This window comes from Mesorhizobium sp. M1342, assembly GCF_040317955.1.
GTDB lineage: Bacteria > Pseudomonadota > Alphaproteobacteria > Rhizobiales > Rhizobiaceae > Mesorhizobium.
In genome coordinates this window covers 18,327-32,128 of the sequence record NZ_JAMYLI010000024.1, presented here as the reverse complement: position 1 = coordinate 32,128, position 13,802 = coordinate 18,327, and the positions used below count along the sequence as shown (strand labels likewise).

Sequence of the window (13,802 nt, the reverse complement as noted above, 5' to 3'; positions counted from 1 at the left end):
TTAGACCGAATGGTCGCCGGCGATGTCCAAGGGGTGGTGCTGCAGGTCGTCCAGCGTATAGGCGCGGATGTAGTCGATCTTCATCTCCGCTGGCGTAGCCAGATGGTCAGGAGGCTGGCCGGCAATGCCGCCCACCGCGAGATTGGCCAGCATATACATGGGATCGTGCATGTCGGCCGGCGTCGCTGCTTGAGCGACCTTTACACCATCATAGGTCCAGACAAGCTCATCCTTCGTCCAGAGCAGGCCATAGGTGTGGAAACCGTCGGTATCCGCAACGTTCACCGTTGAAGAAACCTTCGTGTGCGCTCCCGTCTCATTGGAATGCGCCGTCATGTAGAGCGTGTTCGGGTCCTGGCCACGCGTTTCGACAACGTCCAGCTCCGGCGGCCACGAGCCGTCCTCCGGAAGCAGCCAGAACGCCGGCCAGGCTCCGGCTGTTTCAGGAGGATCCGCCCGCATTTCGAAATAGCCGTAGGTTTGCGAGAAGGTGTCGTGGGTCGTCAGGATCCCCGAGGTGTATTCGTAGTTGTTGATCAGAGGCTTGATGTCCTCCGGCGCCTGCGCGGCGGTGATGGTGAGGACGCCGTTCTCAACGCTGAACGGATGGACCGAACTCGTCGGGCCATAATTGGCGTCGATATACCACTGCAACTCACCATTGCTGCTCAACGTGCTGCCGTTCGGCGCTCCCCACCAGAAATTGGAATTCCAGGTGCCGTCCTGCCCGTCCCGAAGGCTCAGCGTGTTGAAATCGTCGGAGAAGGACAGCGTCATTGCGGACTTGTCGATCGGAAGTTCGAACTGGGTGGGCTGCAGCTTGTCGATGGTCGTATTCTTGAACACCAGGATCTCGTCGGATCCGAGGTTCAGCATCACGTTCGATTCCACCTGGACCATCTGTGAACGGACGGCATCGAACGAAGTGAAGTCGTAGCCGTCAAGCCGGACCGCATCGGTCGCACCGAAGTCGAAGATAAGATCGCTTCCATTACCTTTGGAGATGGCGAAAGTATCGGCGCCATCGCCGCCGATCAGGACATCATTTCCCTTGCCGCCATCCAGCGTCTGGTGACCCGACCCGCCCTTGATGATGTTGTCCACCGCATTTCCGAACGCAAATCGGTTGGTGCCGGTAACGACGAGGTTCTCGAAATTGTCGGGGAGCTTGTAGCTCATCCATGTGTCGATCGTGTCGATCCCTGCCCCAGGATCCTCGACCACCTTATTGTTGGTGGAATAGAGATGATAGTAGTCGTCGCCGGCGCCACCGTAGATCGTGACAGTGACGCCGGTGTCTCCCCAGAAGGAGTCGTTGCCGGAGGTGCCATGCAGTTCCGGTCCAGACCCGGTGGCCGAGAACCAATGAGTGGAAGCGCCGGTGTAGGCAAGAGGGATGCCCTTGGCATTTAAGACCGTGCTCATCAGAAATCCTTCCCAATGGTGCCCGACCTGGTCAAAGGTCCGGCGACCGCTTCCAAGCAACGCTGCAAAGAACGAGATCGTTCCACAGAATCGTCATTAGATCCGAGATCGCGTTGAGCAATCGACAGACGAGCAATGAATAAAGAGGAGAGGACTCGCAATAATTTGAAGTAATTTATTAAAATTGTATATTTCTGCAGAATACGCGTCATCCGACGAACGTATATCTAAATTAACTCAAAGTCATTCTTGCGTGGCTTTCTGGTCGGAGTCTGCGGGCAAGATGGCGACGTACCAAGTAATTCGCCGTGCTTCCTGCGGCCAGCCGGGCCCCAATAGAGAGTTTGGGAGATCGGGGAACGCCAGAAGCTGCCTGTCGCTTTGGCCCAAATGCAGTCATTCGAAACCTGATGAGGATGACCGCTCCTGGCGTCACGTGCTCGCTCCCCATCCATGAGACGAGTGCAACATTCCACCGGCTGTTGGCGACCGCGTGCTAATCGAGTTTTCCCGATCTATCGGGACGGAACAGCCACCTAGTCTTCCCTGATCGCGTAACCCGCCCCACGGATGGTGCGGATGACATCAGGCATGCGGCCGTTGTTGACCGCCTTGCGCAGCCGGCCGACGTGCACGTCGACAGTGCGTTCGTCGATGTAAATCGTCTCGCCCCAGACATTGTCGAGCAGCTGGCTGCGCGAGAACACGCGGCCGGGGTGGCGCATCATGAATTCGAGCAGGCGGAATTCGGTCGGCCCGAGCCGGATCTCGCTCTTCTTGCGATAGACCCGGTGCGACTCGCGATCGAGCACGATGTCGCCGACCTTCAGCACGCTGGACAGCACTTCCGGCTTGGCCCGGCGCAGCAGCGCCTTGACCCTGGCCATGAACTCCGGCGTCGAGAAGGGCTTGACCAGATAGTCGTCGGCGCCGGTCGACAGGCCGCGCACGCGGTCGCTTTCCTCGCCTCGCGCGGTCAGCATGATGATCGGCAGCCGCTCGGTCTCTGGGCGCATTCGCAGGCGCCGGCAGAGTTCGATGCCGGAAACCGCCGGCACCATCCAGTCGAGCACGAGAAGGTCGGGAACGTTCTCCTGCAGCCGGATTTCGGCCTCGTCGCCGCGCGTCACCACCTCGACCTGGTAACCTTCGGATTCAAGATTGTAGCGGAGCAGCACGCCTAGCGGCTCCTCATCCTCCACCACCATGATGCGTGGTGCGATCATCGGCTGGTCACCCCTGTTATGCCGCTGGCGCGGACATTGCCGTCTCGTCCTGCTTCGGACGATTGGCTGGCAGCTGCGTGCCGGTCAAAACATAGTAGGCATTTTCGGCGATGTTGGTCACGTGGTCGCCGATCCGCTCGAGGTTCTTGGCGCAGAACAACAGGTGCGTGCACGCCGTGATGTTGCGGGGATCTTCCATCATGTAGGTCAGCAGCTCGCGGAACACCGAGGTGTATTTGACGTCGATGCGTTCGTCATTGTTTCTGAGCGTGGCAAGCGCTGCCGGGTCGGCGGCGGCGTACTCGTCGACGACCCCCTGCACCTGGATCAGCACCAGTTGCGCCATCGCGTCGATCGAATGCGAAAGGTCGTGCGGCGTGACACTCAGCCCGACAGTGCCGACGCGCTTGGCGATGTTCTTGGCAAGGTCGCCGATGCGCTCAAGGTCGCCGGCCATGCGGATCGAACCGACCACCGCACGCAGATCGTTGGCCATTGGCTGGCGCTTGGCGATCAGCGTGATGGCGCGATCGTCCAGCTCGCGCTGGCGTGCATCCATGATGGCATCATCGGAAACCACGCGCTGCGCCAGCGCATTGTCCGAATTGAGCAAAGCCCTGGTCGAGCCACTGACCATCGAGCGGGCGAGATCGCCCATGTCGCGGATCAGCTGGCTGATCTGCTCCAGATCCTCATCGAAAGATGCGACGGTATGTTCACCCATGATCTTCGTCCCTCGTATGCCTGAGCTCAGCCGAACCGGCCGGTGATGTAGTCCTGGGTGCGTTTGTCGTCGGGGGTGGTGAACATCTTGTCGGTGGCGCCCTCCTCGACCAGATAGCCTAGATGGAACATCGCGGTGCGCTGCGACACGCGCGCTGCCTGCTGCATCGAATGGGTGACGATGACGATGGTATAGTTCTGACGCAGTTCGTCGATCAGTTCCTCGACGCGAGCGGTGGCGATCGGGTCGAGCGCCGAACACGGTTCGTCCATCAGGATCACCTCGGGTGACACGGCGATGGCGCGTGCAATGCACAGACGCTGCTGCTGGCCACCGGAAAGACCCGTGCCAGGTTCCTGCAAACGGTCCTTGACCTCGTTCCAGATCGCCGCCTTCTTCAGGCTCGACTCTACGATCTGATCCATATCGGCCTTGCGCTTGGCCAATCCGTGGATGCGCGGACCATAGGCAACGTTCTCGTAGATCGATTTGGGGAACGGATTGGGTTTCTGGAACACCATGCCGACGCGCGCCCTGAGTTCGACGACATCGATGTTCTTGTCGTAGATGTCTTCTTCGTCGAGCGTTATCTTGCCGGTTACCCGTGCTGAATCGATGGTGTCGTTCATGCGGTTGAGGCAGCGCAGGAAGGTGGACTTGCCGCAGCCGGAGGGGCCGATCAGCGCCGTCACCTGATTCAGGCGGACGTCGAGATTGACATCGAACAGCGCCTGCTTCTCGCCATAGAACACGCCGACCTTGTCGCCGCGCATTTTGATCACTTCGTTCGACTTCATCTTGTCGCCCACTGCGTTTTCAAGGGACTGTTCGGTCATGATGTTCATACCAAGATGCCTTTTTTTCTACCAGCGCCGCTCGAACCGACGCCGAAGCACGATCGCGGTGATGTTCATGGCCATGAGGAAGACGAGCAGGATGATGATGGCGCCGGACATACGCTCGACGAAGGCGCGTTCGGCCTCGTTCGCCCACATATAGATCTGCACCGGCAGCGCGGTGGCCGGATCGAAAGGCGTCGTCGGTGGATCGGCGACGAAGGCGACCATGCCGATCAGCAGCAGAGGCGCGGTTTCGCCGAGCGCACGCGCCAGACCGATGATGGTGCCGGTGAGGATGCCGGGCGCGGCAAGCGGCAGGATGTGCTGGAACACCATCTGCATCTTGGAGGCGCCAAGACCGAGAGCTGCCGAGCGGATCGACGGCGGCACCGCTGCAAGTGCGGCTCGCGTCGCGATGATGATCGTCGGCAGCGTCATCAGCGTCAGCACCAGGCCGCCGACGAAGGCGGCAGAGCGCGGCATGCCCAGGAAATTGATGAACACCGCGAGGCCGAGCAAGCCGAAGACGATTGACGGCACTGCGGCCAGATTGTTGATGTTGACCTCGATAAGGTCGGTAAAACGGTTCTTCTTGGCGAACTCCTCCAGATAGATGGAGGCGGCGACGCCGATCGGCAGCGCCAGCAGCAACACGATCACCATCATATAAAACGAGCCGATGATCGCCACGCCCATGCCCGAGGTTTCCGGGCGGCTGGAGGCGCCGTAGGTGAACAGGCCGCTGTTGAAGTGCTCGGCCATCGCGCCCTCGGCCTTGAGCTTGTTCATCCAGGTGATCTGCTGGTCCGAGACCTTGCGTCGCGCTTCCTCGACGCTGAGGTCGATCTGACCCTTGAAAGCCGAGTCGAGATTGGCGGCGGCGAGGATGTTGACGTCGCGCGTCGTGCCGATCACGGACGGATCGGCGGCAACGATGTCGCGCAACTGGACGCGGGCGCCTTCCGACAGGAAGCCCTTGAGCTGCTTGATCGCCGGCTTATCGTCGGGATTGATGCCGAGCTTGGCCACCAGCGCGTTTTCGGCGAGCTTGGGATAATTCGCCTTGATCAGAACGCTCGGATCGGTTGCGCGTTTGCCGGAAGGATCGATCACCTTCTCGTCGAACGAGATCGGCAGTGATACCGTCGTCTGCCAGAAGGCGGTGTAGCCTTTCGAGACGATGGTGATCAGCATGATTGCCAGGAACGCCAGGCCTACGGAAATCGCCACGACGCCATAGATGCGGAATCGGCGCTCGGCAGCGTAACGGGCCTTCAGGCCGATGTCGCGGCGCGGATGGGCCGCCGCCCTGACCATCGTATCCATGGAAATGTCGGTCATTCGTACTGCTCCCGATATTTGCGCACGATGTAGAGCGCGACGATGTTCATCACCAACGTCAGCGCGAACAGCGTCAGGCCGAGCGCGAAGGCGACCAGCGTCTGCGGCGAATTGAACTCGAGGTCGCCGGTGAGCTGGTTGACGATCTTGACGGTGATGGTCGTCATCGCCTCGAACGGGTTGATGGTGAGGTTGGCGGCGACGCCCGCCGCCAGCACGACAATCATCGTTTCGCCGATAGCGCGCGAGGCAGTCAGCAGGACGGCGCCGACGATGCCGGGCAGTGCAGCCGGCAGGATCACCCGCTTGATCGTCTCGGAGCGGGTCGCGCCGAGGCCGAGCGACCCGTCGCGCATGGCGCGCGGCACCGCGGTTATGATGTCGTCCGAAAGAGAGGACACGACCGGGATCAGCATGACGCCCATGACCAGGCCGGCGGTGAAGATGCTCTGGCCCTGGATGAAGGGCGAACCGCCGGTCAGTGCCGCGGACAGGTCGCGCAGGAATGGCCCAAGCGTGACGACGGCGAAGATGCCGTAGACGATGGTCGGTATGCCGGCCAGCAGTTCAAGCGCCGGCTTGACCACCGAGCGCACCCTGGGCGTTGCGTATTCGGCCATGTAGACAGCCGACATCAGCCCCACCGGCACCGCAACCAGCAGTGCGACGGCGGCGATGTAGAGCGTGCCCGCAAGAAGCGGGATCAGGCCGAACTGGCCCTGGCTGCCGCCCGAACCGGCAGCGGCAAAACGCGGATCCCAGACGGTGCCGAAGAAGAAACTCATCGGCGAGACGCTTTCGAAGAAGGTGATCGTCTGGAACAGCATCGAAAGCACGATGCCGATGGTGGTCAGGATGGCGATGGTGGAGGCGGCAAGCAGCCCCCACAGCATCAGCCTCTCGACATTGTTGCGTGCCCTGGCGCGCGGCTCGATCTGCCTGAGCGCATAGAAGGCGCCGGCGATCGAGGAAACGAGAATGACAATGGCGCCGAACAGGCCGAGCCGGTCCTGGACCTTGTTCGCCTCGACGGCGATCGGGATCATGTAATCCTGCGTGTCGCTCGCCAGTGCCACACCCTTGGCGGCGAGCAGCGGCTGCAGCTCGGCAAAGCTGGCAGGCATTGCGGCCAGTGTGCCCGCATCGAGTTTGCGCAGGCCCCTGGCGAGGCTCTTTACCAGGCTGACGTCCAGTGCCTCACTGGCAACCTTGCTGTCGACGGTGCGCTCGGGCAAGGCAGCGTGAATGTGTCGGTCCAGATAGATGGAAGACCCGACGGTCCAGACGGCAAGCAGCAAAAGAGCAGGCAGAACGGCGAGCAGGAAGGCCCACCAGCCATGATAGTGGGCGCGCGAATGCGGCTTGACCTTGCCATTGTCCTGGGCCGCGGCACGTTGCCGGCCGATGAAAAAGGCAACCAGGCCGACGGCAACGACGATGGCCAGTACGAGCAAGGACATGGACCCACCCCAAGAGAAATTCTTACGCAGCCGCCGTTGCGGCCTGCGATGAAACCGGGGCGCGGGATTGGCCCGCACCCCGGTTCGGCAGCTGATTACATCGACTTTCCGGCGGCGAAAGCGTCACGCTGGGCCTGACGCTCGGCATCCGGAGCAGCAACGAGGCCGTATTCGGCGAGCGGGCTTTCCGGGCCAACCATCTGGTCGTCAAGGAAGAACTCGACATATTCCTTGAGGCCGGGAACGACGCCCAGATGCGCCTTCTTGACGTAGAAGAACAGCGGGCGCGAGACGGGATACTTGCCGCTGGCGATCGTCTCGGTCGAAGGCACGATGCCTTCCACGGTGGCGACCTTCAGCTTGTCGGCATTGTTCTCATAGAAGGCGAGGCCGAACACGCCGACGCCGGTCTTGTTGGAGTCGATGCGGGCGAGCGTCTCGGTATAGTCGCCATCGATGTCGACGGCCTTGCCGTCCTTGCGGATGGCGATGCAGGTTTTGCCGATTTCCTTGTCGTCGGCAATGCCGGCAGCCTTGAGAGCAGCCTTGTCGCAGCCGGCATCGAGAAGCTTGGTCTCGAACACTTCGCGCGTGCCGTGCTTTTCGCCCGGAATGTAGGCGGCGATGTCCCAGTCGGGCAGCTTCGGATTGACCTGGCTCCACTTGGTGTTCGGATTGTCCACCAGCTTGCCGTCGACGACCAGCTTGGCCGCCAGCGCCTTGTAGATGTCGGCGGGAACCAGCGCCCAGTCCGGGCCCTTGATGTCGGTGGCGAAGACGATGCCGTCATAGCCGATCCGGACTTCCTGGACTTCCTTCACGCCGGCGTCGGCACAGGACTTGAGTTCGTCCGCCTTGATCGGACGCGACGAGTTGGCGATGTCGATCGTGTCTTCGCCGACGCCCTTGCAGAATTCCTTGATGCCGGCGCCGCTGCCGCCGGATTCGACGACCGGGGTCTTGAAGTTGGTGAATGTTTCGCCGAACTGCTCGGCGACGATCTTGGCATAAGGTAGCACGGTCGATGACCCGGCGACCTGGATCTGGTCGCGCGCGGCGGCGAAGCCGGACGTCGCGGCGAGCGCAAGCGCAGCGGCCGACGCCGTATAGAGGAATTTCTTCATGTGGCCTGCTCCTGTTCGGAAGATGGTCTCTCGGCGCTCGTCAGTCGGCACCCGCTGAGGCCAATAGCCTTCGATTATAACAGTCGCATGACAGTTTGATGTCACCCCGGTAACGCGTCATCGGGATGAGCAGAATGCCGCCTGGCCGGCACTCCCGACGCAGCCCGGCTTTGTCACCGGAATCAGGGACTTGCTCGATTCGGTCGAGGCTGGCCGGCGATTTGGAGATCAGCCGGCCTTTATGAAGAAAAGCCGGACGGGAGCGCGTTGCTCTCAGCCAGACGGTGTCGTGGCCGGGCCATCGCCGAAAACAGGTCCGTTGGGGTAGGTTGACGCTGTCTCATGCCGGCGGTCGCTGCTCCCGCCCGTAACTGGGAAGAGCGGAATTCGTATGTCGCCATTGTCTCGGCTGGATGCCGCCTTTCATATGGTGCGATCGCACCATAGTCTTGGCCGCTGACAGGGGCGCGAATCTTCGCCGTATTCCCGGCACTCGGGCAGAGCCGGCCTTATCCGGCGTTGCGCTGCGCCTGCCGGCTGGCGCCGACCCAGCGCTCGACCTTCTCGAGCAACGCCCGGGGACTGATCGGCTTGGGCAGATAGTCGTCCATGCCTGCCTCCAGGCAGCGCTCGCGGTCGCCCTTCAGCGCATGCGCGGTGACGCCGACGATCGGCACATGCGTGCCGGTTTCTTCCTCCAGCCGGCGAATGGCGGCGGTTGCTTCGAGACCGTTCATCTCCGGCATGGAGACATCCATCAGGATCATGCACGGGTTGAGCCGGCCAAAGGCGTCGAGCGCCTTGCGGCCATTGCCGACGATCTCGAAACCATAACCGGTCTCGCCGAGGATCTGGGTGAACACCATCTGGTTCACCTCATTGTCCTCGGCCACCAGGATATCCAGCCTGTCGCCGCCAGCCGCCACCGGTGGCCGGGGGCGAATCGAAGGCGGCTGCAGCAGCGCCCGCTGTTCGGACGGTGCCGAGGGCTGCGGCCGCGCAACATTGCCTGGAGTGGCGTCGGCCGCGAGCGGCTGCGTGTCGCCAGTATTGTGGCGATGCCGCTGGATGGTGGCGACCAGCGTTTCCAGCAGCACCGAAGAGCGCGCCGGCTTGATCAGCTGGGCATCGATGCCGAGATCGCGATAGCAGGTGTTGGCGAGCGACTGGTCGACCGAGGTCAGCATGATGATCGGCGTGCCGGCAAGACCGGCGGTGTTGCGCACGATCCGCGCCATTTCGGCGCCGCTCATTTCAGGCATCTGGTAGTCGAGCACGACGCAGTCGACCGGCACGCCATAGGCCGCGGCGGCGATCAGCACCTTGAGGCCTTCGGCGCCGCTTTCGGCCGCGCAGGAATCGAACGTCCACGATGTCATCTGTTCGGTCAGGATGGCCCGATTGACGGCATTGTCGTCGACGATCAGCACACGCGCACCGGTCACGTCGATCGGCATGATGCGCTGTCCGTTCTGCTGTCCGGCCCTCGGCAGCGTCACCGAGAACCAGAAAGTCGAACCCTTGCCTTCCGCACTTTCGACCCCGATATCGCCGCCCATCAGCTCGACGAGCCGCGAGGTGATGGCGAGGCCGAGACCGGTCCCCTCGTGTCGCCTCGTCGAAGAGGTGTCGACCTGGCTGAATTTCTCGAACACCAGTTTCAGTTTTTCCTCGGGGATACCGATACCGGTATCGGTGACCGAGATCGTCAGCTTCGTTCCGGTTGGAACGCTCTCGCCGGTGACGTCGACCAGCACATGGCCTTCATCGGTGAATTTCACCGCGTTGCCGAGCAGGTTGGTGACGATCTGCCTGATACGGCCGACATCGCCGACGAACAGGCTCTCGAGCCGAGGCTCGACACGAACGATCAGCTCGAGATCCTTCTCCTTGGCCCGTGTGGACACCAGCGTCGCCACGTCCTCGATCGCCTCGGCCAGATTGAAGGGCGCCGGATCGAGCACCAGCTGACCGGCATCGATCTTGGAGAAGTCCAGGATGTCGTTGATGATGGTGAGCAGCGCATTGCCCGATTTCACGATGATGTCGGTAAACGTCTTCTGCTTCGGGTCGAGGTCCGATTTGGCCAGCAGTTCGGCCATGCCGAGCACGCCGTTCATCGGCGTGCGGATCTCGTGGCTCATATTGGCGAGGAATTCCGACTTGGCGCGGTCGGCGAGCACGGCGCGCTGACGCGCCTCGCGCAGTTCGGCCTCTCGCATCTTCAGCTCGGTTATGTCGGTGGTCGAGCCGATCAAATAGAGCGAGCCATCGGAGGCGATCATCGCGCCCTTGCGGGCGAATTGATGCCTGACGCTGCCGTCGGCCAACGTCACCGTCTCTTCGACCTCCTGGGTTTCGCCGGTGCGCAGCACGGCGAGGTCGCCATTGACGAAAGCCTCGCCATCCGGCCCGAAAATCTCGATGTCGGTCTTGCCGATAGCCTCTTCCTTGCGGAAGCCCGTGAGATCGCACCAGCCCTTGTTGACATAGAACTGCCGGAGATCGGAGCGCTTGGCGTAGATCGATACCGGCACGTTGTCGATCAGGCTGCGGAACACCTCGTTCTCGCGCATGCTTTCTTCCAGCGCACGCTCGCGCGCCTTGACGTCGGTGATGTCGGTGCTCGAACCGACCAGATGCACCGACCCGTCCAGCGTCACCAGGCGGCTCTTGCGCGTCATCAACTGCCGAACCGTACCGTCGCGATGGGTGACGGGTTCCTCGACCTCCTTGACGGCGCCCGTCACGACGACTTGCGTGTCGTCATGGCTGTAGCCATCGGCGTCCTGCGCACCGAACAACTGCCGGTCGGTGCGGCCGATGACATCCTCCTTGGCCAAGCCGGTGATCGCGCACCAGGCCTTGTTGACGAATTCGATGCTCAGGTCCTGCGCCTTGATGAAGGCGGCCACCGGCAACTCGTCCATCACGTGCCGGAACAGGTCGATCTGGCGCATCGAATCGCGCAATGCCGCCTCGCGGCTCTTGATCTCGGAGATGTCGACGCGAACACCGATGAAGGTGCCATCATCGGTCCGCATGTCGTAGACCTGGTACCAGCGGCCGTCGGGGTTATGACGCTCGTAGCAGGAATTGGGCAAGCGGTAGCGGGCGAGGATCGCATCCAGCCAGCGGTCATGGTCGCTGTCGTAGAGCTGGTCGACTTGTGGATCGCCGCTGTTGCGGAAATAGCCGTTCGCATGGCCCAGAACGAGTGCCTCGCGGAATGTGCAGCCGGGCTGCCATGCCGGCTTCAAGGCCGGCAGCGTATCCTGGATCTTGCGGTTGGCGAACACGAACCTGTCGTCGCTATCGTAGATGATCACGGCGGCCGGCAAGGATTCCAGAACGCTGGCGAGATGCTTGCGCGCATCCTGCGCCTCGGTCTCGCGGCGCTTCATGTCGGAAATGTCGAACAGGAAGCCGGCAACATAGTCGCGGCCGCTGGCCATGCCGACGCGGCTCTTCCTCACGATGCGCGATCGGCTGGCGCCATCGACCTCGAAATTCTCTTCCACTTCGTACGGCCGCCCGGTCGCAAGGACCTCACCTTCGCTCTGCTCGAAAAGCGCGACAGCGTTCGCCGGGAGGAAATCGCCGCCGGGCTTGCCGAGCATGGTTTGCGGCGTCTGGCCAAACAGAGCGGCGAACGCCTCGTTGACGAAGACGAAGCGCAGATGGTCGTCCTTGACGAAGATCGGATCCTTGACGGCGTTGATCACCGCCTCCGCCAGCCGCGCCTTCTCCAGCGCGTCGGCAAGTTCGGCCTCCCGGTCCTTCATGTCGGTGACGTCGACATAGGAGATCAGCCGCTTGCCGCCGGCCAGCGGCGCCATCGACGAGATCAGGGTGCGGCCGTCATTGCGCGGGAACTGCCGCGAGGCGGCGACCCCGGCCCTGATTTCCGCCTCGCGCTCTGCGACATGCCGCTGCCATGATGCATCGTCGGCACCAAACGGATCGATGTCGCGGCTGGCGTCCATCAGATCGCGGAAGCTGCAGCCGATCTCGGCGCGCCGGGCGTCGATCTGCCAGAAATCATAGAAAGCACGGTTGATGATCTCGGCGCGCATATTGGCGTCCAGGACGAGGACACCGATCGGCATCTGGTCGACCATGCTGCGGAGACTGGCGAAGGTCTCGGCGATCTTGGCGTTCGCGCTTTTGATCTCCGCATCGCGTTGCTTGATCTCGGTGACCTCATAATAGGTCAGCAGCCGCCTGCCGCCTGACAGCGCCGTCACCGAGAACATCATCGTCCTGCCGTTGGCATGGACGAATTCGCGCGGCGCGACGGATCCGGCGCGAATCTCGTCGAGACGAGTGGCAAGGTAGCGCTGCCATCGCCGTTCGTCGATGTCGCCATAGATGCCGCTGCGGCGGTTGAGCTCCATCAACAGGCTGAACGGAGCGCCGACGCTAACAGCGCCGTCCGGAATCCTCGAGAGGTCGCGATAGGCCTTGTTGACGATCAGCGTGTCGAGCCTGGCATCGAGAAGCACGACGCCCATATGCATGGCGTCCATCGTCCGCTCGAGGTCGGCCAGATGCTGGTCGGGCTCGCCGTCGGCCGATGGTCCCGGCCCCGGACCTTTGAAGGCGTCCGCCAGTGCCGTGACGTTGCGGCCGATGCCGCGATAACCGGCAAATCTTCCTTCATCGTCGAACTTCGGAAAGCCTGACGTCAAGACCCAGCGACAGTCGGCGTTGCCACCCTTGAGTTCGTAGACGAAGTCGCGAAAAGGCCGGTGCGCCTGCAGATCCTCCAGATGCGCGGCGCCACTGCGATCGCCGTTCAGGACCTGGTTGAGGAAGTCGAAGCGGAACCGGCCGAGCACGTTTGCCGGATCGATGCCCGTGGCTGCCTGGTAGTTTTGCGAAAGCCAGGAGAAGCGCAGTTCGGCGTCGGTCTCCCAGATCCAGTCGGAACCGGCTTCAACGAGTTGGCGAAGCGCATCGTTCGAATCCATGCAAGAGGCGGACGATGATGCATCATCGCCATGCGCAGTGGATCTGCGAGGCCCGCGCTTGCCGCGCGCGCCGATTGTTTCGTTCGCTTCCGCCATGCCGTCCCCACCCCGAAAACCAAGGCCGAACCCTCCTCCGCGGTTCGTCGGCGGAATGTGCCCGAGAAGCATTAAGGATCCGCTAACCTTAACGGTTGGTTAGACAGGATTGGGCGGCAGGGTCTGCTTCATTCCGCCCGGTTGTCGGCAGGGTCGAACCCGCTATATAAGCAACGGCAGGGGTATTGCTGATGCTTGGACGGATTGTGCCTTTTTTCATGGGGCTGGCGCTGCTTTTCGGCGGCGGTTGCTCTCGCAGTTATGACGGCACGGTCGTCATCCCAAGGCCGCTCGATGTCCGGCGCTTCTGGGACCGGCCGCCACCGAATGTCGACTATGGGCAAGCCGAGGTCGAAAACGGCGCTTTTCCGGTGGCGCCGCAGCCGCCCCGGCGTTTTTCCGAGCGCAGCCATGCCGCACCGAGACGGCACCAGACGAGGTTGCCTGCGTCGGCGTCCTTATCCGCGCCGGCGAAATCGCTGACCTGCAGGAACGTCAGCGAGCCTGGCAAGAGAGCTCGCATGGTCTGCGATTAGATTGGAGCTTGGTCCTAAAAGCGGGATTCGATCAAACAAAACGCGATCCGCGGATAGC

General features: G+C 62.1%; 9 protein-coding genes. 1 reads left to right on the top strand and 8 read right to left on the bottom strand.

The features are described 5' to 3' along the window. The 8 genes from eglC to NKH06_RS23295 form a co-directional block, all read right to left on the bottom strand. Positions 1–1,425 carry an endo-1,3-1,4-beta-glycanase EglC gene (eglC, locus tag NKH06_RS23330; protein ID WP_352894176.1) on the bottom strand — a complete coding sequence of 475 codons (1,425 nt, stop codon included), beginning with the start codon at positions 1,423–1,425 and terminating at the stop codon, positions 1–3. 536 nt (positions 1,426–1,961) lie between these two features. Then, on the bottom strand, positions 1,962–2,651 hold the full coding sequence (gene phoB, locus NKH06_RS23325) for a phosphate regulon transcriptional regulator PhoB (protein WP_010911896.1): 690 nt from the start codon (positions 2,649–2,651) through the stop codon (positions 1,962–1,964). Positions 2,652–2,667: 16 nt separating this feature from the next. After that, positions 2,668–3,375 carry a phosphate signaling complex protein PhoU gene (gene phoU / locus NKH06_RS23320; protein WP_127413489.1) on the bottom strand — a complete coding sequence of 236 codons (708 nt, stop codon included), beginning with the start codon at positions 3,373–3,375 and terminating at the stop codon, positions 2,668–2,670. Positions 3,376–3,401: 26 nt separating this feature from the next. After that, positions 3,402–4,220 (bottom strand): phosphate ABC transporter ATP-binding protein PstB, encoded by an 819-nt coding sequence (gene pstB, locus NKH06_RS23315; protein WP_224698713.1) that lies wholly within the window; start codon positions 4,218–4,220, stop codon positions 3,402–3,404. Between the two features lie 18 nt (positions 4,221–4,238). After that, positions 4,239–5,555, bottom strand: coding sequence for a phosphate ABC transporter permease PstA (gene pstA / locus NKH06_RS23310; protein ID WP_023810984.1), 1,317 nt, complete (start codon positions 5,553–5,555; stop codon positions 4,239–4,241). After that, entirely contained in the window at positions 5,552–7,015 is a 1,464-nt protein-coding gene (pstC, locus tag NKH06_RS23305; protein WP_352629260.1) for a phosphate ABC transporter permease subunit PstC, read from the bottom strand. Before pstC ends, pstA begins: the two co-directional genes overlap by 4 nt. Before the next feature lie 95 nt (positions 7,016–7,110). After that, positions 7,111–8,139 (bottom strand): PstS family phosphate ABC transporter substrate-binding protein, encoded by a 1,029-nt coding sequence (locus NKH06_RS23300; RefSeq protein ID WP_023810982.1) that lies wholly within the window; start codon positions 8,137–8,139, stop codon positions 7,111–7,113. 509 nt (positions 8,140–8,648) lie between these two features. Next, complete coding sequence (locus tag NKH06_RS23295; RefSeq protein WP_502914506.1) at positions 8,649–13,208, bottom strand: PAS domain-containing protein; 4,560 nt, start codon at positions 13,206–13,208, stop codon at positions 8,649–8,651. 191 nt (positions 13,209–13,399) lie between these two features. On the opposite strand from NKH06_RS23295, the gene NKH06_RS23290 reads away from it, so the two are divergent. Then, a complete protein-coding gene (locus NKH06_RS23290) occupies positions 13,400–13,744 on the top strand; it encodes a hypothetical protein (protein WP_352894171.1) in 345 nt (114 codons plus the stop codon). The last annotated feature ends 58 nt before the right edge of the window (positions 13,745–13,802 follow it).